Source organism: Limnohabitans rimovensis (SeqCode), from assembly GCF_965234775.1.
In the GTDB taxonomy this organism is placed as follows: Bacteria; Pseudomonadota; Gammaproteobacteria; order Burkholderiales; family Burkholderiaceae_C; genus Limnohabitans; species Limnohabitans rimovensis.
This window is the reverse complement of sequence record NZ_OZ248562.1, coordinates 190,006-212,152: the sequence shown is the minus strand read 5'-3', so window position 1 is coordinate 212,152 and position 22,147 is coordinate 190,006. Positions and strand designations below refer to the sequence as shown.

Genomic DNA, 22,147 nt, shown 5'->3' with positions numbered 1-22,147 from the left:
GCGGCCCAGCCCCCAGGCAAACCTGGCCTACAGGCCGCCCCGATCAACCCCACATTTGTCCGACACCCCAGCCCATGCAAAACCTTGACACCCTGCGCCTGAGCGAACCCCTGCCCCATGTGTTGCTGGTGCAATTGCACCGCCCCCAAGCGCGCAATGCCTTGAACACGCAAATGGGGCGCGACCTGCGCACCTTGTTTGGCCCGCTGCAGTTCACACCCGGGTCCTTGCGCTGCATCGTGATCACGGGCGAAGGCGACAAGGCGTTTTGCGCCGGTGGCGACTTGAAAGAGCGCCAGGGCATGAGCGACGCCGATTGGAAGTTACAACACGCGATTTTCGAAGAAGCCTTTTACGCCGTGCTCGATTGCAGCGTGCCGGTGATCGCGGCCGTCAATGGCGCGGCCTTTGGCGGCGGCTGCGAGCTCTCACTGATGTGCGACTTCATTTACGCCGCCGACCACGCCCGCTTTGCCCTGCCCGAGGTGGGCCTGGGCATCATCCCCGGTTGTGGCGGCACGCAAACCCTGGCCCGCGCCGTGGGCGAGCGCCGGGCCAAAGAACTGGTGCTCACCGGCAAACCCTTTGACGCCCACCAAGCCGAGCGCTGGGGCATGGTCAACCAGGTCTGCCCCGGCAGCGAATTGCTCAACACCACCTTGGCCTGCGCGCAGTTGATGGCGGATGGCGCACCGCTCTCAGTGCGCCAATCCAAAAAAGCCATTCACCAAGGCCTGCAAGGCGATTTGCGCAGTGGCTTGAACTACGAGGTGGCGGCCTATATGCCGCTGATCCACACCCAAGACCGGCGCGAAGGCACCCTGGCCTTCAACGAAAAACGCAAACCGCGCTTCACGGGCGCCTGAACTGCCAAGGCGGCATCGGGTCTGTGTCCTGCCACAGGCCCAAGCGGGCTTGGCGGGCTTGTTGCTCGGCGTGGTCGTAGCGGCTGCGGTCAGCGGGCAACTGGTCGCGCGCATAGTGCTTGAAATGCCAGGCCATGCCGCGCTGGATTTGCACCAGATTCACATCCACATCCTGCAACCACAGCTTGCCCACCAGGCGGTCAAACCGGTCTTTGTGGGTGCTCTCCACCGTCACTTCGTGGCCAAACACCTGCTCGCTGAGCGACTGCTTGGACTTTTGCCCAAACGCCTGGTTTTGCTCGGGGGCGTCGATGCCCAGCAAGCGAATGCGGTGGCGCCGCTGCTGCGCGTCCAGCACGGTGACCGTGTCGCCATCGGCCACGCCCACCACCTTGCCGATCCAACGCTCGGCCCAGGCTGCGCTGGGCAAGCACACCATGCACAACCCCAACAGACCCACCCGGGCCCCAGCCCCCAGGGCAGCGCGCCACCCCCTGCTTTGCAAGGCTGCCATATTTACAACTTTGTTTGAATTATTGATATTGTGATTTTTGCACGCCCCACCTACCCCGCAGGGCTTCCCCCACAATCGGCGTTTCCCTTGCCGCATTGCCTGCCATGACCGCACCCACAGAACTGCCCAGCGACCCCGCCGCCATCGAACACCTGGCCCAGCAACTGGAGCTTCACCCCGATTACCGGGTGTTGCGGCGACTGCCCATGCGCAGCCACTTCCAGCCCGCGCCCGATGGGGCGTTCTTGCGCCGGGGCGTGGTGCTCGACACCGAAACCACTGGCATGGACAGCGCCCAAGACCGGGTGATTGAGCTCGGGATGGTGCTGTTTGAGTTCGACCCGGTCAGCGGTACGGTGGTGCGCGTGGTCGATGTGTTTGACGAGTTGGAAGACCCCGGCTTTGCCATCCCACCGGCGACCATCGCCATCCACCACATCACCGACGACATGGTCAGCGGGCGGCAGATTGACGACGCCGCTGTGGCCCGCCTGCTCAAAGACGTGGCGGTGGTGATCGCCCACAACGCCGCCTTTGACCGGCCCTTTGTCGAGCAGCGCTGGCCGGTGTTTGCGGACATGGACTGGGCCTGCTCGGTCAAAGACATCCCCTGGCGCGAAGAAGGCTTTGGCTCGGCCAAGCTGGAGTTTTTGCTGCATGCCAATGGGTTTTTCCACGAAGCCCACCGCGCCGAAGCCGACTGCCGCGCCCTGCTCGAGTTGCTCAGCCGCCACCTGCCCGAGCGCCAGCAACCGGCTTTGCTGCCGCTGCTGGAAACCTTGAACCAACCCCAGTACCGCGTGTATGCCACGGGCTCGCCGTTTGAAACCAAGGACATGCTCAAAGCGCGGGGCTACCGCTGGTCGGCCGAAATCCGCTGCTGGAGCCGCGTGGTCGCGGGCGAAGAAGCCCGCACCGAAGAGCTGACCTGGCTCAAACGCCGCGTCTACGCCGGTCGCCCCGCCCATGTGGAGGTCGAGCCGCTGGGCGCGCGGGTGCGCTATTCGCAGCGCAGCGGCCACAAAGAAGCAGTGGCCTTGTGAAAACCGAGCACATCCGCGCCAATGGACAGACCTTTGCATGCCTGAGCCACGGCAGCGGACCAAAGGTGTTGCTGTTGCACGGCTTTCCCGACATCGCCACCACCTGGTCGCACCAAATGGAGGCCTTGGCCCAGGCCGGCTATTGCGCCGTGGCGCCCTACTTGCGCGGCTACCCACCGAGCAGCGTGCCCAGCGGCGGCTTTTTTGACAAAGCCACTTTGGTGCAAGACCTGGCCGCGCTGATCGAGGGCCTGGGTGGGGGCGAGCCCCTGCACTTCGTGGGTCAAGATTGGGGCGCCATCATTGGCTATGCGCTGTGCGCCGCGCGCCCGCAACTGATCCGCAAAGCGGTGTTGATGGCCGTGCCCCACCCCGAGGTGGTGGCCCAGCACCTGCTCGAGCCCAAACACATCCAGCGCTCTTTTCATTGGTGGTTTTTTCAGCAGCCCCACTTTCCCGAAGCCGCGCTGCGCGCCAACGACATGGCCTTCATTGATTTTTTGTGGCGCGACTGGTGCGCCCCTGGGCACCAAGACGCGGCCCACATCGCGCAGGTCAAACAATGCCTGCAACAACCCGGTGCGCTGGAAGCAGCCCTGGGCTACTACCGGGCGATGTTCGACCCGCAACGCGCCGACCCGGCCCTCGCCGCCTTGCGCGCCGACATGGCACGCCCCATTGCCGTACCCACCCTGGCGCTGTGCGGTGCCCAAGACCTGCGCGCCGAGCTGATGACCGACCAAGCCCGCTATTTTTCAGGTGAATACGCATACCAAGAAGTGGACGGGGCCGGTCACTTCTTGCACCGCGAGCAGCCACAGGCGGTGAATCGCTGGGTGTTGGATTGGTTGGCTTGATCGGCCACCAACGCTTGGCGGGCCCGCCAGACTTTTTTACTTTTGACCGCAGGTGCTGTCGTGGTCCGGGGCCACGGTCAACAAGCGCAGGAAATCCCCGTCGCGGTAAGCCGTGCACCGACGGGACTGGGTGATCCGAAGCGAGTAAATGGCGTCAATGCCGGGCGAGGGTTTGACGCTGATGATTTTTTCCCACTTCAGGCCCTTGTCGCGGTACAGCTGAACAGGTTTTGGGCCGCTTCCCTGCGCAATGGGGTTCAAACCATTAGGGTCGGCTTAACCGCTCAAGAGCTTCATCACCGATTGCTGGCTGAGGTTGGCCTGCGCCAGTATCGCGGTAGAGGCCTGCTGCATGATCTGCGTCTTGGCCAACTCGGTGCTGGCCGAGGCGTAGTCGGCGTCCTCGATCTGGCTGCGCGAGGCAGACAGGTTCATGGACACATTGGTCAAGTTGTTGATCACATGGTCGAGTCGGTTCATCACCGCACCCATGGTGGCGCGGGTTTGGTTGACCTTGTCCATCGCCACATCCAGCTTTTTGAGCACATCTTGCGCGCCTTGCAGCGAGCTGATGAAGGTGCGGGTGAGCGGTTTGCCCATCAAATTGGGGCCGCCAGGCAGCGCCTCGGGAATGGTGGAACCAGGCACCAAGGGGTTCAGGTCCGCGTCCCAGGTGATTTCACCGGTGATGGGGCCACCCTTGCCGAAGTCGGCCAGGTCGATGGTGATGCGCTGGCCTTCGTTGGCGCCAATTTGGAACGCCAAGCGACCGGTGCGCGGGGGTGACATTTTGCTCACCGCGGCGTCCACTTCGCCACCAAAGGTGCCCTGAGAGAAGCCCAGGTTCACAAAGTTGGCGGCTTCGTTGAAGCCGTTGTTGCCCGGTTCGACCTTGATCGCCTTCTCAGACTGCAAGGCCACCGATGCATACAGCGTGGCCGCGCTGGTGGTGTTGATGTTGCCACCGTTGACCGCCGTCACACCCTCGGGGGTGTGGGTGACTGTGCCTTCGCCCAAGCCAAAGCTGCCGGCGTTGACCTTGTTGCTGTCAAACCAAATCGACACATTGCGCCCGTCCAACGCAGCCAGCGTGACGCCGCCGTTGCCGTTGTCATAAGCGTCCACCGCGGTCAAACCCGCGTTGGCGTGGATGGCGGTCACCACCGCAGCGCGGCGTTCTGCCGCGGTCTGCGTGGTCGACATCACCACTGGGATGTTCTTGCCATTGATGTACAAAGACACCGTGCTGTCGGCCGTGGCCGACAAGGTAGCCGAGGTGGGCAAGCCGGTATCGGTCACATCGCCCTTGATTTTGACGGGCACGGGCACCGCCGTCACGCCCGTTTTGGCCGTACTGACGTTGATGGCCGCAGCCGTGGCAATTGCGCTGGCCTCGGCCTTGCTGGTCACGCTTTGCGTCACCGACAAGGTGTCGTCCGCGGGCAATGCTGCGCGGATGGCCACGCCATTGATCATCAAGTCATTGATGTTCAAGCTCTTGATGGCGCTCACCGTGGTCACCTCGGGGCGCAGCTTGGTGGTCACCGTGGTCAGGGTCTTGCTGTCGTAGTTGACCGTCTCCAAGCCCGCGCGGTGGATGTTGCCATTGGTCGCGGTGGTGATGTTGACGGGCGTCTCAACCATGCTCTCCAAGGAGAAGGTCCCGGTTTGCACGCCTTGCTTCAAGCCTGTCAGGCGCGAGAAGTCGGTGTCGGTGCTGGCGGTGTTGAAGGCCACCTCGATGTTGCGCCCATCGTCGGCCACCAAGATGATGCCCTTGCTGTCAATCAGCGAGTCGATGGCGCGGATGCCGGTTTGGGCCGAGATGAAGTTGATCGCGTTGACCGCGGCAATGCGCGAGTCGCGGGGGTTGTCCAGCACGGTGTTGATCATCGGGGTGGTGAAACCGTTGATGTTCAAGGTGCCTTTGGCCTGGCCGGTACCGCTCATGGCTGCACCCGTCATGAGGGTGGGGTTGACGGTGGCTTGCACGCCGGTGGCGGGGGCTTTGGCGTTGATGGCCGCGGCCTTGGCAATCGCAGAGGCAATTTGGTTGCCGCTTTGTGGCGACACGATGTCGTCGGCTTCGCGGGAGGCGCCGATGGGGATGCCGTTGATGATCACATCGCTGGCGTACATCTGCTCCAGGTCAGGCAGGTCGCGGCGAACCGTCAAGCCCACCACGTCGCCTGAGGCGAAGGCGGCGGCGGTGGGGGTAGTGGCAGAAGTTTGCTGCGAGAGCGTGACATTGCCACCCGACAAAATATTGATGCCCGCGCGCTCGAGCAATGTTTTATTGATGGTCACAACCCCGGCAGAGATGGTGACCGCGCTGTTGACGTTGAGGTCCAGGATTTGCCCGTCGTCCAGGGTGAACGTGGCCGAGGTGACTGTTGACGCACCACCTGCCACCACCGACAAAGAGCCCGATTTGGCAAACGCACCCGCGCCGGCCAAATAAATGCCGCCACCGGCAGCGCCTTGCTTGGCCGCAGGGGTTGACACCGTGGGTGACAAGGCAATTTGCCCACCCGACACCGTGGTACCGCTCGACACAGCAATGTCGGTGGCCGTGGTAAAACGGGTCGTGCTGGTGAAGGTGACATCGCTGCTGGCGGTTTTGGGGCCAGAGCTGAATGCCGTCAAGGTGCCGCTGTAAGTACCTTTGGTACTGGAGCCAGTGGTTCCACTTGCCGCAATATTGGCAAACGCTGCGGCCACTTCGGCACCGCTGTTGGCAACTGTGGCCGTGTAAGTCAACCCGCCCACTGTGATGGTCTGTCCCTTGCTCATCGCAGGGAAGGTCAAAACGGACTCTTCGGTCACACCCAGGCCAGTTCGGCCATCGGTGTTGGTCACACTCAGGGCCGTACCAGTGGTGACATAAGTCAAATCGGTTACATTGGAAAAGGTGGTGGAACTGGTGAATGGGACCACTGAACCTGTTGTGATGGCGCCAGTAGCGAACCCGGTCAGGGTTCCGCTCATGGTGGCGCCGGTAACCGTCAAACTTGAACCCACAGTTCCAACTGCTCTGCTGGCAAAGGCCGCGGCCACTGCAGTATCTGCCATGGTAGCGGTTGCCGTCAAAGTTAACCCACCCACGGTGACAGACTGCCCTGCCGTCAAACCTTGGAAGGTGACTGCCGCCGACTCGGTGAGCTTATTGTCCAAAACCGTGGTGGAAGACGTGGTCGGCTTGCCCGCATAGACCACAATATTTTCTGCAACTGTCGGCTCGGAGGTGGTTTTGTAGACCGGTTTGATGCCCACGCGCTCGCCGGTGCTGCCGTTCAGCACGGGGAAACCGTTCCACTCGGTGTTGTCAGCGATTTGAACGATTTGCTTTTTCAGCTGCTGGAACTCCAGGTCCAAGTAGCTGCGCTGCTCGTTGTTGTTGGTGTCGTTGGAGGCTTGGATGGCCAACTCCCGCATGCGTTGCAGCATGTCGGTGATCTCGTTGGTCGCGCCCTCAGCGGTTTGAATCAAGGTGATCGCATCGCCTGCGTTGCGCACCGCTTGGTTCAAGCTGCGCACTTGCTGGGTCATGCGTGTGGCAATGGCCATACCCGCCGCATCGTCGCGTGACGAGTTGATGCGCTTGCCGGTCGACAACTGCTGCATCGAGACTTGCTGGTTGCGCTCGGTCAATTTGAGCGCCGCCTGCGAGAACAATGCTTTGACGTTGGTGTTGATCACTGCCATTTTGGTTTCTCCTGACTTACTTCAGTCAATCTTTAAAGGTGTTATGCAAGTCCTGTGCCATCTGTACAAATTGGTTTTGCATGCACCTGGACGACTTCTGTTTCAGTTCTAAAGGGGGTGTTTGGTTTTGCGGTGTGGCTTGGCGGGGGTTTGCAGGGGCAACTTTGTGCCGCTTGCCGATCCGTGCTTTGACCACCGCAAGTGTTTAATGTTCGGTGTTCGTTTCGAGTACAGATGCGTTCATGAAGTCTTGCAGCAACAGGCCTTCGGCCACCAGCTCAATTTGCTCTGGGTACTTCTTCAATGCTTCAGAGCAAACGTGGGCTGCACGCACGGGCTCGAGGTTGCAGCGCAGGGCACGAACCAACATCACATAAGTGAATGCAGGTGTTTTGTCGCCTTGCAGTTTTCTCAGCTGCCCCATCAGGTCAACGGCGTAGTCCCAGTCTTGGCGCATCAGTGCCAGCAATCCGGTGATGGCCAGAATGTCTTCGCTATCGGGATACAGGCTCAAGCCAGCATCGCCCAAGGCATTGGCCAATGAATCTTTGCCTTCAATCACCAAGGATTGAATGGCTTCGCGAATTTCCATGGGTGAAAATTTGGACACATCTCTGTCGCTCATCATGCGACCGACTTCTGCGTTGCTAATCACTTCTTTGGCCAATGGTTTCATTTGTTAACTCCTTGTGAATCAGGTTGTAAACGTTAGGAATCCATCCGACGGGATGAATACCCACATGCAACCTATCAAGCAATAGTGATGCCAACTTTTTTAAGCCTTCTGCGCCTATTTCTTTAGGATCTTTTGGCCAATTAAGGGCTATATTGAACTAATAAAAATATTTATTTAATTATTTAACATTATTTAAAAATTCACCGCCCAAACACGGCACATCTTTGCCACCGAGCGGCAATAGTTGTCGGTTAGTCGTCATATCGCTTCGATGCTTGCCGCCACCGTTCATCAAAATGGCCCATCGCGCATCCATATTCGCACTCTTCCAGGGGTGAAAGTGACGCTTGAGTGGTTTCCGATGGCACCTTTATTGCTTGTTTTGAACAAATTGCAATATTCACCTAGAAAAACTTCATGCCCGTCATCAATACAAACATCAAAGCCTTGATGGCCACGGCATCTCTTCAGATGAATGAGCGACCTTTGTCAGTGGCCATGGAGCAGCTGTCAACGGGTAAGCGGATCAATTCTTCACGAGATGACGCGGCAGGGATGGCCATTGCCTCATGGATGAACGCAGAAATCAGGTCGCTCAACCAAGCCGTGAGAAACGCAGGGGACGCAGTTTCATTGCTGCAAACTGCGGATGGCGCCACAGGCGAAATAAGCGATATGTTGCAACGCATGCGTGAACTCTCGGTTCTCTCTGTCAGCGATACCTACAACGGTGTGCAGCGCGGATTCATGAACATGGAGTTTCAGCAATTAAAAAAACAAATAGTTCAAATTGCCAATAACACCGAATGGAATGGTTTTCCAATATTGAGCGGTTCCACAGGGGTGCCCATTGGTCACCAATCAAAAGCCACTGGCAGCGGCACCTTTGCCACCTCTTCAGCGGGCCTTCCTGCCATCTCCGCCACCGACATGTCTATCAACGGCATACCGATTGGTATCCCAAGCGCTTCGGATGACACCTTGACGCACTGGGTTGCAGGGTCAGATAACCGCGCATCCAGCGCAATCGCCAGAGCTGCAGCCATCAACGCAAAGACACCCATGACCGGTGTGCGAGCCATCGCTCAACCCACTATGCTGACTGGCACCGCCATGAGCACGGGAACGGCGGTGTATAGCGGCACGCTGACCATCAACGGCAAAAGCACAACGATCTCCACCGTGATCAATGACGCCAGCAGCACACGGGATCAAATCGTTAGGGCCATCAACACACTCACCCCTGATACAGGCGTTGTTGCCAAAGACACGGGACAAGACGCCAACGGCATTCTGCTAACGGCAACAGATGGCCGCAACATAGCGGTCACACTTGCCTCTACAGATGTCAGCTTTGCCACCCACACAGGTTTGAAAGCGGGCATTCAAACCGGCGGGATTGCCTTGACCACTCAACGCGATGACCCTCTGAATATTGCAAGTCCCAGTGGGTATATCTCAAGATGGGGCCTCAGCACAGGGGATTTCAGCGCACCAACCACCCGGGCGATGGTGCTGCAACGCACTGTGACCTCACCCAACACCACCTACACCCCGCTGAATGCGGGAGATCTGGTGATCAATGGTTTTGCCATTCGAGCCACGGTGGACAGCGACGACGCCGTCTCAGTGGCCAAAAGCGGCTTAAGCAGCATCGACAGCAGCGACAAACGCAGCAGTGCCATGGCCTTGGCCGTGGCCATCAACGACCGGCAATCTCAAACCAATGTCACGGCCTTGGCACAAGGGCCTTTGTTGCAAGGTGTGGCGATGACGACGGCCAACGGCACAACATCCTTGATGATCAACAACTCAACGGTCTCGGTGACGCTGACTGCCGGACAAACGGCCGCGCAACGACTTTCTGCTGTGCTAACAGCAGTGAACGCTGGCGTTGATACCCACGGCGTGAAGGCCTCTCTGAATGACCTGGGCGGCATCAACCTGACCACCGTGGATGGCCGCAATCTGTCCATTCAAATTGGCTTGGGCACAGGCATGACCAACGCCGACTTGGGCTTAAACGCTGACATTCCAAGCAGTTCAGTGGCTTCGCCGGGTTATAAAACCTTTTACGGCAGTGTCACCCTTCAATCGCGTCAGCCCTTCACCATCACCCCCGGTGTGAATGGCTATTCCACCTCGTCAAACTTCAAGGCTTTGGGCTTTTTAGAAGGCCATTACGGTTTTGAAAGCACTGGGCAATTGAGTTTTCAGGTTGGGGCCAGGCGCTACCAAACCATCAACATAGACATGCCCGACTTTGGCAGCCAAGGCGGTCTGACAGGGCTGATCACGGCTGACGCCAACTTGGTGAGCCCCATTGTTGGTATCGCCAGCCCAGAAACCGCTACACAAGCGATCGATTTGTTAGACCGCGTGATGCAAAAGGTCAACGAGTCTCGCGCCATGATGGGCGCGGTCACCAACCGGCTGAACCATGCCATGGACAACATCACCAACGTGGCCATGAACACCAGCAACTCTCGCAGCAAAATTGAAGATACCGACTATTCAATGGCTTCTTCTGAGTTGGCTCGCGCACAAATCATCCAGCAAGCAGCCACTGCGGTATTGGCTCAAGCCAACGCCAGTCAACAGATCGTTTTGAAGTTGTTACAGCAATAAAAAAAGGTCCTGGTGGACCTTTTTTCATCAGTTGCTATCTGAACCCTGCCATCAGAAGGGCATCAGCTTTTGTGTTGGGACAATGGGTGGTGTGCATCATTGAAGCTTCTTAGGAACGTCTGTTCAGACAGCAACTCCTCATGATCTGGGAAGCATTGCAAGCCTTCTAGGACAACCTCCAGCGCCCTGGCGGGCTCCAGATTGCAACGCAAGGATCTGGCCAAAATTACAAACGTTAAAACTGGTGAATTAGCACCTTGCATGCGTTTGAGCTCTTCAAGCAACTCCACCGCCAAAGACCAATCTTGCCTGATACTCGCCAACAAGCCCGTGACGGCCAAGATATCCTCCGAATAGGGGTACAAGTTGAGCGCAGCTTCACCCATCAGATAAGCAAACTCATCGCGACCATCTCGCATCAAAGCTTGAATGGTTTGGCAAATTTCGGCGGGTGTGTAGCGTGATAAATCGCGCTCGTTGACCATGGCACCCAGCTGATGCTTGGTTGAAATTTCCAAAAGCAATTGGGACATGATGTGTACTCACTCAAATGACTGAACAACATCTATGCAAGGGGCATGCCAATGGCGATGTGCGGAACAAGGGATAGGCATGCAAATTGCTCAATCAAATGACAAACGACAGATGGAAAAAATAAGCACTTTTGAATTATTTGATGCCGAAAAATAATCTTTAATCATTCAAAGCGAGTGTCGATATCCTGACAATCACCAAGCCATTCAATGAACTCTACCTTTCAAAAAAATATCGACGCTTTCAAAGCCCGCTTCAAGTGGAACGATGAGGCCGTCGAGGCTTTGCGAAAAAAGCCGTTTGAGTTTGAGCACACGCCCAGCATCCGCAACAGCCCAGTGGGTTTGCCCAATATTTATTACGGACATGGCGAGGGCGAATTGTCTGTGTTCGATGACCGCAACCCTTACGCAGATATACAAAATGCCTTAAAGCCGTTTGAGGGAAAGGAAATTTCCCATGTGATCAGTCTTGGGTTGAATTTTGGATTTTTGACCGAAGAGGTTTTGAACCAAAATACCGACTTACAGCGCATCATCATCGTGGAACCTTCTGGTGCTTTTTTCTTGGAGCAACTGGAAGTCATGGATTTCAGCGCTCAAATCGCCAATGAAAAGGTATCTTTCATCATTGGCAATAATGTTCCTGACTCCGTCGGCCTTTTGGCGCCGCATTTTCAAATTGCCAGTGCTGACATGAAGGAATGGGGGTTTGCGCTGCTCCCCAATGCTTTGCAGTTATACGGCGAATTTTCCAAAGAATTCATTGCGCAGTTTGGTAATTTGATGTATTACCAAAAACTCAATGCCAACACCGCAACCGTGTTTGGCACCAAGTTTTTAAAAAACTACTTGGAAAATGTGACCCATTTGCCGCAGTCTCATTACGTGTCGCAAATCGCGGGCAAGTTTGATGGCGAGCGCTGCGTGATCATTTCAGCCGGGCCATCGTTGGAAAAGCAATTGCCTTTGCTCAAGGCCATTCAAAACAAAATAATCCTGATCGCCGTGGGTGCGGCCATGCCAACCTTGCATGCCCATGACATCCATCCCCATTTTGTCATTTTGATCGACCCCATTGAACTCAATATCAACGATTTTTCTTCAGGCAAATTCACCCACGAGATTTTGATCAGTTCATTGGTTGGCAACTCATCTGTGGTGGCCAACTTCCAAGGTAGGAAATTTTTCACCCAGTACAGCCAAGCTTTTGATGAAGCGCCCAGCAACCCCTATGGAAAAATGTGTCACATGGACAGCGCAGGCTCTGTGGCCAATTGCGCCTATGCGTTTGCCAAGATCATTGGCATGAAAACCATCGCGTTTGTCGGACAAGACTTGGCTTACACGGGTGGCGTGAGCCACGCCCTGGGTCACCAGCAAAGAGAAGACAAAACCACAGAAGACATGGCTAAAGACGCCGGCATGAAAAAGGTGGCTGGCTATCACGGGGACATGGTTTACACCACCATCGCCATGGATGTTTTCAAAGCCTGGTTCGAAGCACGGTTTGCCGCAGACAAGGACATCACGGTATTGAACTGTACCGAGGGCGGTGCCATGATCAAAGGGGCTATCCAACAACCATTGCGAACCCTTGCAGATGATGTACTTGACATGCCAGACATCCACATCGATGCGCGGTTGGATATTCCCTTGCCGCAAATTCCGAGTGTCAAATCCTTGTTTCAAAAAGATCTGGCGGATATCAATTCAGTCTCACAAATTTTATCGACCTGCTTGATCAGCTTTAACCAGGTGAAGAAAAACGATCAAGATAGGAAAGCCATGACCAAGGCCATCAAAATGTTGACGAGCTTTAAAGACTATTTGACCAAGGTTGAAAAATCATCTGCACCGCACGTCAACTACATCATGACCCGCGCTTTGCTGAACTTGTCCAAAGAAAATATCAGTGAGTCCGACAGCAGTTTGGAAGTGCTCAACAAGCTCAAGCCACACCTCACAGACTTGCGATCAGGTTGCGAAACGTACTCCACATTGCTGCTTGAAGTATTGAAAAGCTTGCGGCAAAAACCCATGACCCACCCGTGACATGACAAACCTCAAAACTGCATCGACCGACAGGCAAAAACCAGGCTGGTGGCGCAGTGCTGTGCTGCACGAAGACGCGCAGATTGAGCACGCGATTCGAAATTTGGAAGAAACCGGTTATCAAATTGTGTTGGTCACCAACGCTGCAGGGAAATTTCTAGGCACATTGACCGACGGTGATATTCGTCGCGGCATGCTCGCTGGTTTGGCATTGAACACGCCGATCAAACAAATGATCAATGCCAAACCATTGATCGCACCCGTTGAAGTCAGCCGTGAAACCGTTCTGCATATCATGCATGCCAACAAAATCCACCAAATTCCCGTGGTCGACGGCCAAGGTCAATTGGTGGGTTTGCACATTTGGTCCAGCGTCATCACCACCAACCAGCGACCCAACACCTTGGTCATCATGGCCGGCGGCATGGGCAAGCGCCTGCGCCCCTACACCGATTCATGCCCCAAACCGATGTTGCGCGTGGCGGGCAAACCCATGCTGGAGCACATCATTGAGCGTGCAAAGCTCAATGGATTTTCAAACTTCATCATTTCGGTCAACTACTTGGCCGAAGTGATCACCAATTATTTTGGCAATGGACGGCAGTTCAATGTGTCCATCAGCTATGTCCACGAGACAGCGCCTTTGGGCACAGGCGGTTCACTCAGTCTGATTGACCCACTGCCCAGCGACCCCATCGTCATCACCAACGGCGATGTACTCACCCAAGTGAACTATGCTGAAATTTTGGACTTCCATCTGAACAACCAAGCAGTGGCCACCATGGCGGTGCGCAACTTTGAATGGCAACACCCGTTTGGGGTGGTCAGCACCAATGGCGCAGACATCATCGGTATTGACGAAAAACCCACCACGCGGACCTTGGTCAATGCGGGCATTTATGTGCTCAGCCCACTGGCCGTGGCGCAACTGCAGCCCCACACCTATTGCGACATGCCTTCGCTGTTTCAACAGCTGATGGCCTCCCAGCACAAGACCATTGTCTTTCCCATGCATGAGCCTTGGATTGATGTGGGTCGTGAAGCAGATTACTTGGTCGCCGCCGATCAATTCAAAATCACTTGATATGAAAAAAACCCTGATCACTGGGGCCGATGGCTTCATCGGCTCACACCTCACCGAGCTGTTGGTGCGGCAAGGTCATGCCGTTAAAGCCCTGAGCCAGTACAACTCATTCAACCATTGGGGCTGGCTGGAAGATCTTTCCTGCTTGCCCGACATTGAGGTGGTCAGTGGTGACGTGCGTGACCCGCATTTTTGCCGCCACATCACCAAGGATGTGGGCCAAGTGTTTCATTTGGCTGCACTCATCGCCATCCCCTATTCCTACGTGGCGCCGCAAAGCTATGTGGACACCAACGTCAACGGAACGCTGAACATGTGCCAAGCGGCATTGGATAACGGTGTTGAGCGTTTCATCCACACGTCTACCAGCGAGGTTTACGGCACCGCGCAGTACGTTCCCATCAACGAAGCACATCCCTTGCAACCCCAGTCACCTTACAGCGCCTCCAAAATTGGGGCAGACGCCATTGCGATGAGTTTTCACCATGCATTTGGTTTGCCACTCACCGTGGCACGCCCCTTCAACACCTATGGGCCAAGGCAGTCTGCCCGCGCAGTCATCCCAACCATCATTGGCCAAATTGCCAGCGGTGTGGCCCAAATCAAGTTGGGCGACACCACGCCGACCCGCGACTTTAATTTTGTCAGTGACACCTGCCAAGGGTTTGCGCAGTTGGCTCAATGTGCTGGGGCGATTGGCCAAGTGGTCAATATAGGCTCCAACACCGAAATCAGTGTGGGTGACACATTGAACATGATCAAAGACATCATGAGCAGCCAGGTGGAATTTGTCAGCGTTGAATCTCGCCTGAGACCGAGCCAATCAGAGGTGTTTCGTTTGTGGTGCGACAACCAAAAAATACAGCAGCTCACCGGCTACCAAGCCCAAGTGGGCTTGCGTGAGGGCCTGACAAAGACCATCGAATGGTTTACGCAAGCTCACAATCTGGCCAAATACAAAACAGGCATTTACAACGTCTAAGCCATGGATCAACTGGTTTCATTTATCCGCGAGGTGTATGGCAGCCATGGCCCGATTGCGCTGCATGAACCTGTTTTTTCAGGCCGCGAAAAAGACTATGTGAATGAAGCCATCGATTCGACGTATGTGTCGAGCGTGGGTAAGTTTGTCAATCGATTTGAAATAGATCTGGCCCATTACACAGGCAGCCAACAAGCGGTTGCCACGGTCAACGGTACGGCAGCACTGCATGTGGCCTTGGTGGCATGCGGCGTTGGCGTGGGTGACCTGGTCATCACGCAATCTCTGACTTTTGTCGCCACATGCAATGCCATTCGTTATTGTGGTGCTGACCCTATTTTTGTGGACGTTGATGCACACACTTTGGGTTTATCGCCAATGGCTGTGCGCCAATGGCTGGAAGAACATGCTTTTGTGGACGACCAAGGTCAATGTCGGCACACCGATTCCATGCGGGCCATCAAAGCAGCCTTGCCCATGCATACCTTTGGCCATCCCGCCGACCTTGACGGCTTGGTCGCTGTTTGCCGCGATTGGCAGCTGGTATTGATTGAAGACGCCGCTGAGTCTTTGGGCAGTTTTTACAGGGGTCAGCACACCGGCACTGTGGGTGCACTGGGCACATTGAGTTTCAACGGCAACAAGACCATCACCACCGGAGGTGGCGGTGCCGTGTTGGCCAGCAGCCCCTTATTGGCTGCGCGAATCAAGCACCTCACCACCACAGCCAAACAAGCCCATGCCTATGACTTTGTTCACGATGAATTGGCATTCAACTACCGCATGCCCAATCTCAACTCCGCGCTGGGTTGCGCCCAACTTGAACAACTGACAGGGTTTATCAAAACCAAGCGCGAATTGGCCATGGCCTATAAAGCCTTTCTTGCTGACAGCGATTGGCAATTTATCGATGAGCCTGAAGCTTGCTGCTCCAATTTTTGGCTCAATGCCGTTTTGTGTCAAAACCGTTCTCAAAGAGACGCTTTGCTGAACCACCTGCACAAGCATGGCATCCTGTCACGGCCCAGTTGGACACCCATGCATCTGTTGCCCATGTACGCTTCTTGTGTGCGTGGTGCATTGCCACAGACAGCGCATTTGTTCGATACATTGGTGAATCTACCCAGCGGCGTGCCAGCTGGTCGCTCAGCATGACACGCGCCATTGCAGTTTTCACGGGCTCAAGGGCCGACTACGGTTTGCTCTTTTGGCTGATGAAAGACATTCAAGCCCATGGTGAATTGACACTGCAAACACTGGTGAGTGGCATGCACCTCTCAGCCAAGCACGGCAACACTTGGCGTGACATCGAGAAAGATGGCTTTCACATCGACCAACGTGTTGACCTTCAACTGACTGGCGACCAAGCCTTGGACATTGCTAAAGCGGTCGGTCGTGGGGTCATTGAAATAGCGCAGGCATTGTCCGCCATGAAACCAGATATTTTGGTGATTTTGGGCGACCGTTTTGAAGCCATGGCAGCTGCGCAAGCAGCTCACTTCTTGGGTGTTCCTATTGCCCATTTGCATGGTGGCGAAATCACCCAAGGTGCAAACGATGATGCCACCCGACACGCCATCACCAAACTGGCTCATATCCACGGCGTGTCAACCGAGCAACATCGCCAGCGTGTTATTCAAATGGGTGAGGCACCCCACGCTGTGCATTGTGTCGGTGCGTTTGGACTGGACGCGATTCGCCGCACACCGCTTATGCCGCAAAGCGACCTTCTGGCGGCCCTGGGGTTTGACCCAACTTTGCCCTTTGCCGTTCTCACTTACCACCCTGCCACCTTAGGTCAAGAGGATGGTTTGAACACCTTGCAAAACATTTTGCAGGCTTTGGAAGCCCACCCACATTTGCAAGTGCTTGTCACCTACCCCAATGCCGACGCAGGCAACACGGCCATCATCGAGGCTATCCATGCAGAAGCCATGCGCCGCCCACTGCGCGTCAAAGCGTTTACATCGCTGGGCATGGTGAAGTACCTCAGCGCCCTTCAACACGCGGCTTTTGTCGTGGGTAACTCCTCGAGCGGACTGATCGAAGCACCTTCGTTTGGCATTCCCACCATCAATGTCGGGATTCGCCAACGGGGTCGGTTGCAACCAGCCTCGGTCATCAATACAGAAACCGATGCCGTCGCTGTGGGCAGCGCTGTCAACCAGGCTTTGTCCACCGAATTTTCTGAGTTTTGTCGCAGCGTTGTGAACCCCTATGGGGACGGACATGCAGCGCAGAAGATGCTGGCTGTTTTGCAGACCTCTTCTTTGAGCACTGTTAAAGTATTTTTCGATTCAGGGGTTGCCCATGTCGTTTGAACCCCAGCAGGTTTATGTGATTGCCGAAGCCGGTGTGAACCACAACGGCCAATTGGACTTGGCCATGCAACTGGTTGATGCCGCCGCCAGCGCAGGTGCCGATGCGGTGAAGTTTCAAACTTTTCAAGCAGACCGCTTGGCCAGCCCAACCGCACCCAAGGCGTCCTACCAAACCCAAACCACATCTGCGAACGAATCACAACACGCCATGCTCAAAAAGTTGGAGTTGCCCTTTGAGTGGCACTTGCAACTTCAGCAATACGCCCAAAAGCAGGGCATCACTTTCCTTTCGACACCTTTTGATTTGGTCAGCTTGAAGTTTTTGCAAACGCTTCAACTGCCTATGCTCAAAGTGTCCTCTGGCGACTTGACCAATGCGCCTTTTTTGTGGGCCTGCGCGCACAGCGGCATGCAGCTGGTGGTGTCCACGGGCATGGCCACATTGTCTGAAGTGGAACAAGCATTGGCTGTGATTCACCACAGCTTGCACCACAACAGCGAACCTCAGCACATGGAAGCTGTCTGGTCACACTGGGTCGCGCAAAGCGATCGCAGCTTGTTGGCCTCGCAGGTCACGCTGCTGCACTGCACTTCACAATACCCAACCCCCATGACCGAAGTGAACCTGCTCGCCATGGATACACTGCGCGATGCCTTTCATTTGACAGTGGGTTATTCGGACCACACCCAGGGCACAGCCATTCCCATTGCGGCAGTCGCGCGCGGCGCCCGTGTGATTGAAAAACACCTCACACTGGACTGCACAATGCAAGGCCCAGACCACCGCGCCTCGCTAGAGCCAGATGAATTTGGCCAGATGGTGAAGGCTATTCGACAGCTGGAAGTGGCCATGGGTCATGGTCACAAAGTGCCCCAAGCCAGCGAACTCAATACCCGCTTGGCAGCGCGCAAACAAGTGGTGGCTGCGCGCTCCATTGCCAAAGGACACACCTTCACACGCGAAGATTTGGAAACAGCGCGCAGCGGCCAAGGTTTGCCAGCCCATGACTTGTGGCAACTCATAGGTTCTGTTGCACAAAAGGACTTCGCTGCTGGCGAGGCCATACAAACATGAACAACCACCACCTGCAAAGCAAGCCCTGGGTGTTGCTGGGTGCTGGTGGTCACGCCAAGGTGGTGCTGGCCTTGTTGCGTGAACTTCGCTGTGATGTGGTTTGCGTGAGCGACCCCGCGTTGCTGGCGCAATCGACATCTGAGTGGCATGGGCTGCCTGTGTGTGATGATGGCACGGTGCTGGCGCAGTATTCGCCCACCCATGTTTTTTTAGCCAATGGCGTGGGCTTTGTTCAAACGTCTGAGCCACGGCAAGGTGTTTTCGACACTTATGCTCAAAAGGGCTACCTCTTTCCTGCCTTGGTACACCCTTTCAGTTGGGTCGCCCCAGATGTCGTTGTTAAAGAAGGCGTGCAAATCATGGCCGGCACTGTGGTGCAGCCAGGCACACAGTTGGGCACCAACACCTTGGTCAACACCGGCGCTCGCATAGACCACGATTGCCACATCGGTCCCCACGGGCATATTGCCTGTGGTGCCATTCTTTGCGGAGCCGTTCACTTGGGTTCCCATGCGTTTATCGGTGCAGGGTCGGTGGTGATACAAGGCATTCGACTAGGGGATCACTGCACGGTGGGGGCTGGATCAGTGGTTCTGCAGAGTCACGGCAATCATCATCGTTTGGTCGGTTCGCCAGCCCGCGTCATATCCAGCACACCCAAGGGAATAACACCATGAAATTTTTAGTCATTGGCTTGGGATCTATGGGCAAACGCCGCATACGCTGTTTGCAGGCTTTGGGTTTTCAAGACATTGTGGGTGTGGATGTGCGCGAGGACAGACGACTAGAAGCCCAGACCAGTTATGGCATTCAAGTGCACAGCGACTATGCAGACAGCTTGAAGCAACATGCTTTTGGTGGCGTGGTGATTTCGCTGCCTCCGCTTCTTCACGTGGCAGCCATGCAAGCTTGCCTGAAACACAGCACCCCATTTTTTGTCGAAGCCAGTGTGGTGGACGATGGTTTGGCCGACATCATTCACGCCGTTAAACAACAAGGGCTGTTGGCTGCCCCCTCCTCGACCTTGCACTTTCATCCTGCCATTGCATGCATCCGTGACATCGTCGCCTCTGGTGCTTTGGGAACTTTGTCGAATGTGATCTTGCATTCCGGCCAGTACCTGCCCGACTGGCACACCTATGAAAAAGTATCGGATTACTACGTTTCCACACCCGCCACTGGTGGTGCACGGGAAATTGTTCCTTTTGAGATGACTTGGTTCACAGAGGTGTTTGGCTTTCCGCACAATGTGTCCTGTCACTTCAGAAAAACCATCCATATTGAAGGGGCCGAAGGGATCGCAGACACCTACAACGCCGTCCTCGACTACGGCAATTTTTTGGCCAACGTCACGGTTGACGTGGTATCGCGCCAAGCGACACGTCGCTTGCTGATCAACGGCTCCAAGCAACAACTGGTCTGGAACTGGGAAGATGCTGCGGTCAATGTGTTTGATGGCGCAAGCGCCCAATGGACTCACCTGCCCTACGACTCTGGCACTTCAGCGGCTGGCTACAACAAAAACATTGGTGAAAACATGTACATCGATGAAATACGTGCTTTTGTAGATGCCATAGAGGGCAAGGCAGTATTTCCCAACAACCTTGACAACGACCATGCGGTGCTCAAGCTTTTGTACCGCTTAGAGTCCACCGATGCCGTGGGCATGGCACAAGTGATGTCTCCATGAAGATTGGCCTGCTTGTCACCGCCCGCATGGGTTCCACCCGACTCCATGACAAACACCTCAAGCACTTGAATGGTCGCCCAGCGCTGTCCTATTTGTTGGAGCGCATTGAACATACTTTCAAAACACCGGTGCTGCAAGGCTTGGCGCAGGTGTTCATTGCAACTGGCAATGCGGCTGCCAATGCGGCGCTGGGCGTCTTGTCCAATGACCCTGTGCGTTTGTTTCATGGCGATGACGACAACATTCCCTTGCGCCATTTGCAGTTGGCAAAAGCCCATTCATTAGATGCCATCGTGTCCATCGATGGCGACGATGTGTTTTGCAGCCCTGAGGCCATGTGGGCTGTTTACGAAGGTTTGAAGCAAGGCCTGCCTTTGGTCAAAACCACGGGCTACCCGTTTGGCATGAATGCGTGGGGCTACAGTTGCGAAGCACTGGCGCAAGCGGTATCCACCCAAGACCATGGTCTGCTCGAAACCGGTTGGGGACGTGCATTTGATGCCATTACCGCTAAGGTGATTGAACTTGATTGCGCCGACGCCGAGAAAGTCCGCGCCACCTTGGACTACCCGCTGGATTTGGATTTTTTCAGTGCCGTGATAGCGCATATTCCTGATTGGCCAACTTTGTCCACCCCAGACTTGGTGACAAAGATAGTGGCACAAGATTTGCATCTTATTAATGCCAGTTTGCATGATGTGTACTGGCAAAATTTTCATGCCCAGTTGAACCAGGAAAAAACCAGAGCGCTTTCATGAATTACAGCGAAAGACTACACCGTGTCATCCCAGGGGGTGCCCATACCTACTCGCGTGGCGACGATCAACACCCCAGCAATGCGCCTCCCATTTTGAGCGGCGGCAAAGGCTCGCGTGTTTGGTCGCCCGATGGCCGCGAATTTTTGGACTACGGCATGGCCTTGCGTGCTGTATCGATTGGCTACGCCGAGCCAGAAATCAACCAAGCTGCCATTCGCGGCTTGGAGCTTGGAAACAGCCTAACCCGTGCCTCGATGATCGAACTGGAAGCCGCCGAACTGCTGGTGAGTCTGATCGATTCGGTGGACATGGTCAAGTTCACCAAGAATGGTTCCACCGCCACATCTGCAGCTGTCAAGCTCGCACGTGCCTACACAGGCCGTGAATTGGTGGCTCGCTGCGCACAACACCCCTTCTTTTCGTTTGATGATTGGTTCATTGGTTCAACGCCCATCACCAAAGGCATACCCGCAGACACCATTCGCCAAACCAAACAATTTAACTTCAATGACATTGCCTCACTAGAGGCCTTGGTACAAGCCCATCCCGATCAATTTGCTTGCGTGATTTTGGAACCTGCTGCCACCGAATGCCCCGCTGTGGGGACATCCTCAGGCTGCTGTGGGCAAGCCATTTGCACGCGCAACTTCTGTGGTGATCAACCCAATTATTTGAAACAGGTGCAGGCGCTGTGCAAAAAGCACGGCATTGTGTTCATCTTGGACGAAACCATCACAGGTTTTCGCTGGCACATGAAAGGCGCACAACATGTGCACGGTGTGCAACCTGACCTGAGCACTTTTGGCAAAGCCATGGCCAATGGTTTTTCTGTGGCCGCTGTCGCTGGACGGCGCGACATCATGGAGCTGGGCAGCATTGACAAACTGGGACAAGAACGTTTGTTTTTGCTGTCCACCACCCATGGCGCGGAAATGTCTGGTTTGGCTGCATTTATCGCCACCATGCAGTATTTAGAAAAGCACCAGGTTATTCCTCATCTGTGGCAATACGGTCACGCCCTCACCCAGTTGCTCAACCGCAAAGCACAAGAACACGGTCTGTCGCAATACTTTAAAGCGGCGGGCCCTGCCGCCAACCCTTATTACCTCACCACCCAAGCCGACGGCAGCGCCTCGTTTGAGCTGCGCACTTTGTTTGCCCGCGAGATGATTGCCAACGGCGTTCTCATGCCTTGGTTGGCTTTCAGTTACAGACACGGCGACGCCGAACTGGCGCAAACTTCCCTTGCATTGGACAAAGCCTTCGCCGTTTGCAGCACAGCTTTGCGCAATGGACTGGAAGATGCGCTGATGGGCGAGAACATCATCAAACCTGTGTTTCGACGACACAACTGAAACCT

Annotated in this window: 19 protein-coding genes; 14 read left to right on the top strand and 5 right to left on the bottom strand. The window is 55.4% G+C overall.

Annotation, left to right across the window (positions count from 1 at the left end; translation table 11 throughout):
• Positions 1 to 74 precede the first annotated feature (74 nt).
• The gene (locus AC8GFZ_RS01045) at positions 75 to 866 is read left to right on the top strand and encodes an enoyl-CoA hydratase/isomerase family protein (protein ID WP_506641464.1); all 792 of its coding nucleotides are present in this window, start codon (positions 75 to 77) and stop codon (positions 864 to 866) included.
• Here the strand turns inward: AC8GFZ_RS01045 and AC8GFZ_RS01040 are convergent.
• Complete coding sequence (locus AC8GFZ_RS01040; protein WP_506641462.1) at positions 853 to 1,380, bottom strand: thermonuclease family protein; 528 nt, start codon at positions 1,378 to 1,380, stop codon at positions 853 to 855. The genes AC8GFZ_RS01045 and AC8GFZ_RS01040 overlap by 14 nt on opposite strands.
• Positions 1,381 to 1,484: 104 nt before the next feature.
• Here AC8GFZ_RS01040 and AC8GFZ_RS01035 point away from each other — a divergent pair, with 104 nt between their 5' ends.
• Together AC8GFZ_RS01035 and AC8GFZ_RS01030 are read left to right on the top strand one after the other, a co-directional pair.
• Positions 1,485 to 2,423, top strand: coding sequence for a 3'-5' exonuclease (locus AC8GFZ_RS01035; RefSeq protein WP_506641460.1), 939 nt, complete (start codon positions 1,485 to 1,487; stop codon positions 2,421 to 2,423).
• Positions 2,420 to 3,280 (top strand): alpha/beta fold hydrolase, encoded by an 861-nt coding sequence (locus AC8GFZ_RS01030; protein ID WP_506641458.1) that lies wholly within the window; start codon positions 2,420 to 2,422, stop codon positions 3,278 to 3,280. The genes AC8GFZ_RS01035 and AC8GFZ_RS01030 overlap by 4 nt, the downstream gene beginning before the upstream one ends.
• Positions 3,281 to 3,316: 36 nt before the next feature.
• Here AC8GFZ_RS01030 and AC8GFZ_RS01025 read toward each other — a convergent pair whose 3' ends face one another.
• The 3 genes from AC8GFZ_RS01025 to AC8GFZ_RS01015 form a co-directional block, all read right to left on the bottom strand.
• Positions 3,317 to 3,541 (bottom strand): hypothetical protein, encoded by a 225-nt coding sequence (locus AC8GFZ_RS01025; RefSeq protein ID WP_506641456.1) that lies wholly within the window; start codon positions 3,539 to 3,541, stop codon positions 3,317 to 3,319.
• Between the two features lie 15 nt (positions 3,542 to 3,556).
• The gene (locus AC8GFZ_RS01020) at positions 3,557 to 6,985 is read right to left on the bottom strand and encodes a flagellin N-terminal helical domain-containing protein (protein ID WP_506641454.1); all 3,429 of its coding nucleotides are present in this window, start codon (positions 6,983 to 6,985) and stop codon (positions 3,557 to 3,559) included.
• Between the two features lie 205 nt (positions 6,986 to 7,190).
• Complete coding sequence (locus AC8GFZ_RS01015; protein ID WP_506641452.1) at positions 7,191 to 7,661, bottom strand: tetratricopeptide repeat protein; 471 nt, start codon at positions 7,659 to 7,661, stop codon at positions 7,191 to 7,193.
• Between the two features lie 417 nt (positions 7,662 to 8,078).
• Here AC8GFZ_RS01015 and AC8GFZ_RS01010 point away from each other — a divergent pair, with 417 nt between their 5' ends.
• Entirely contained in the window at positions 8,079 to 10,289 is a 2,211-nt protein-coding gene (locus AC8GFZ_RS01010) for a flagellin N-terminal helical domain-containing protein (protein ID WP_506641450.1), read from the top strand.
• Between the two features lie 62 nt (positions 10,290 to 10,351).
• Here the strand turns inward: AC8GFZ_RS01010 and AC8GFZ_RS01005 are convergent, their stop codons facing one another.
• Positions 10,352 to 10,822, bottom strand: coding sequence for a hypothetical protein (locus AC8GFZ_RS01005; RefSeq protein WP_506641448.1), 471 nt, complete (start codon positions 10,820 to 10,822; stop codon positions 10,352 to 10,354).
• Positions 10,823 to 11,032: 210 nt separating this feature from the next.
• Here AC8GFZ_RS01005 and AC8GFZ_RS01000 point away from each other — a divergent pair, with 210 nt between their 5' ends.
• Genes AC8GFZ_RS01000 through AC8GFZ_RS00955 form a run of 10 tightly spaced genes read left to right on the top strand, consistent with a single transcriptional unit; the run spans position 11,033 to position 22,142 of the window.
• Entirely contained in the window at positions 11,033 to 12,877 is a 1,845-nt protein-coding gene (locus tag AC8GFZ_RS01000; protein ID WP_506641446.1) for a motility associated factor glycosyltransferase family protein, read from the top strand.
• Position 12,878: 1 nt separating this feature from the next.
• A complete protein-coding gene (locus AC8GFZ_RS00995; RefSeq protein WP_506641444.1) occupies positions 12,879 to 13,961 on the top strand; it encodes a nucleotidyltransferase family protein in 1,083 nt (360 codons plus the stop codon).
• Position 13,962: 1 nt separating this feature from the next.
• Positions 13,963 to 14,943, top strand: a complete 981-nt coding sequence (locus AC8GFZ_RS00990) for an NAD-dependent 4,6-dehydratase LegB (RefSeq protein ID WP_506641442.1) — start codon at positions 13,963 to 13,965, stop codon at positions 14,941 to 14,943.
• A 3-nt stretch (positions 14,944 to 14,946) separates the two neighbouring features.
• A complete protein-coding gene (locus tag AC8GFZ_RS00985) occupies positions 14,947 to 16,098 on the top strand; it encodes a LegC family aminotransferase (protein ID WP_506641440.1) in 1,152 nt (383 codons plus the stop codon).
• Positions 16,095 to 17,264: a UDP-N-acetylglucosamine 2-epimerase gene (gene neuC, locus AC8GFZ_RS00980; RefSeq protein ID WP_506641438.1), complete on the top strand. Its 1,170-nt coding sequence runs from the start codon at positions 16,095 to 16,097 to the stop codon at positions 17,262 to 17,264. The genes AC8GFZ_RS00985 and neuC overlap by 4 nt, the downstream gene beginning before the upstream one ends.
• The gene (neuB, locus tag AC8GFZ_RS00975) at positions 17,254 to 18,339 is read left to right on the top strand and encodes an N-acetylneuraminate synthase (RefSeq protein WP_506641436.1); all 1,086 of its coding nucleotides are present in this window, start codon (positions 17,254 to 17,256) and stop codon (positions 18,337 to 18,339) included. Before neuC ends, neuB begins: the two co-directional genes overlap by 11 nt.
• Positions 18,336 to 19,016: an acetyltransferase gene (locus AC8GFZ_RS00970; RefSeq protein ID WP_506641434.1), complete on the top strand. Its 681-nt coding sequence runs from the start codon at positions 18,336 to 18,338 to the stop codon at positions 19,014 to 19,016. The genes neuB and AC8GFZ_RS00970 overlap by 4 nt, the downstream gene beginning before the upstream one ends.
• Positions 19,013 to 20,029, top strand: a complete 1,017-nt coding sequence (locus tag AC8GFZ_RS00965; protein ID WP_506641432.1) for a Gfo/Idh/MocA family protein — start codon at positions 19,013 to 19,015, stop codon at positions 20,027 to 20,029. Before AC8GFZ_RS00970 ends, AC8GFZ_RS00965 begins: the two co-directional genes overlap by 4 nt.
• Positions 20,026 to 20,787: a cytidylyltransferase domain-containing protein gene (locus AC8GFZ_RS00960; protein WP_506641430.1), complete on the top strand. Its 762-nt coding sequence runs from the start codon at positions 20,026 to 20,028 to the stop codon at positions 20,785 to 20,787. The genes AC8GFZ_RS00965 and AC8GFZ_RS00960 overlap by 4 nt, the downstream gene beginning before the upstream one ends.
• Positions 20,784 to 22,142 carry a glutamate-1-semialdehyde 2,1-aminomutase gene (locus tag AC8GFZ_RS00955; protein ID WP_506641428.1) on the top strand — a complete coding sequence of 453 codons (1,359 nt, stop codon included), beginning with the start codon at positions 20,784 to 20,786 and terminating at the stop codon, positions 22,140 to 22,142. The genes AC8GFZ_RS00960 and AC8GFZ_RS00955 overlap by 4 nt, the downstream gene beginning before the upstream one ends.
• The last annotated feature ends 5 nt before the right edge of the window (positions 22,143 to 22,147 follow it).

Bases quoted from the DNA above. Each gene is read 5' to 3' on its own strand.
- AC8GFZ_RS01010 (WP_506641450.1), top strand. From the start codon at position 8,079: ATGCCCGTCATCAATACAAACATCAAAGCCTTGATGGCCACGGCATCT.
- AC8GFZ_RS00990 (WP_506641442.1), top strand. From the start codon at position 13,963: ATGAAAAAAACCCTGATCACTGGGGCCGATGGCTTCATCGGCTCACAC.
- AC8GFZ_RS00965 (WP_506641432.1), top strand. From the start codon at position 19,013: ATGAAATTTTTAGTCATTGGCTTGGGATCTATGGGCAAACGCCGCATA.
- AC8GFZ_RS01005 (WP_506641448.1), bottom strand. From the start codon at position 10,822: ATGTCCCAATTGCTTTTGGAAATTTCAACCAAGCATCAGCTGGGTGCC.
- AC8GFZ_RS00970 (WP_506641434.1), top strand. From the start codon at position 18,336: ATGAACAACCACCACCTGCAAAGCAAGCCCTGGGTGTTGCTGGGTGCT.
- AC8GFZ_RS01000 (WP_506641446.1), top strand. From the start codon at position 11,033: ATGAACTCTACCTTTCAAAAAAATATCGACGCTTTCAAAGCCCGCTTC.
- AC8GFZ_RS00960 (WP_506641430.1), top strand. From the start codon at position 20,026: ATGAAGATTGGCCTGCTTGTCACCGCCCGCATGGGTTCCACCCGACTC.
- AC8GFZ_RS01015 (WP_506641452.1), bottom strand. From the start codon at position 7,661: ATGAAACCATTGGCCAAAGAAGTGATTAGCAACGCAGAAGTCGGTCGC.
- AC8GFZ_RS00995 (WP_506641444.1), top strand. From the start codon at position 12,879: ATGACAAACCTCAAAACTGCATCGACCGACAGGCAAAAACCAGGCTGG.
- AC8GFZ_RS00955 (WP_506641428.1), top strand. From the start codon at position 20,784: ATGAATTACAGCGAAAGACTACACCGTGTCATCCCAGGGGGTGCCCAT.
- AC8GFZ_RS01035 (WP_506641460.1), top strand. From the start codon at position 1,485: ATGACCGCACCCACAGAACTGCCCAGCGACCCCGCCGCCATCGAACAC.
- neuB (WP_506641436.1), top strand. From the start codon at position 17,254: ATGTCGTTTGAACCCCAGCAGGTTTATGTGATTGCCGAAGCCGGTGTG.
- AC8GFZ_RS01020 (WP_506641454.1), bottom strand. From the start codon at position 6,985: ATGGCAGTGATCAACACCAACGTCAAAGCATTGTTCTCGCAGGCGGCG.
- neuC (WP_506641438.1), top strand. From the start codon at position 16,095: ATGACACGCGCCATTGCAGTTTTCACGGGCTCAAGGGCCGACTACGGT.
- AC8GFZ_RS01045 (WP_506641464.1), top strand. From the start codon at position 75: ATGCAAAACCTTGACACCCTGCGCCTGAGCGAACCCCTGCCCCATGTG.
- AC8GFZ_RS00985 (WP_506641440.1), top strand. From the start codon at position 14,947: ATGGATCAACTGGTTTCATTTATCCGCGAGGTGTATGGCAGCCATGGC.
- AC8GFZ_RS01040 (WP_506641462.1), bottom strand. From the start codon at position 1,380: ATGGCAGCCTTGCAAAGCAGGGGGTGGCGCGCTGCCCTGGGGGCTGGG.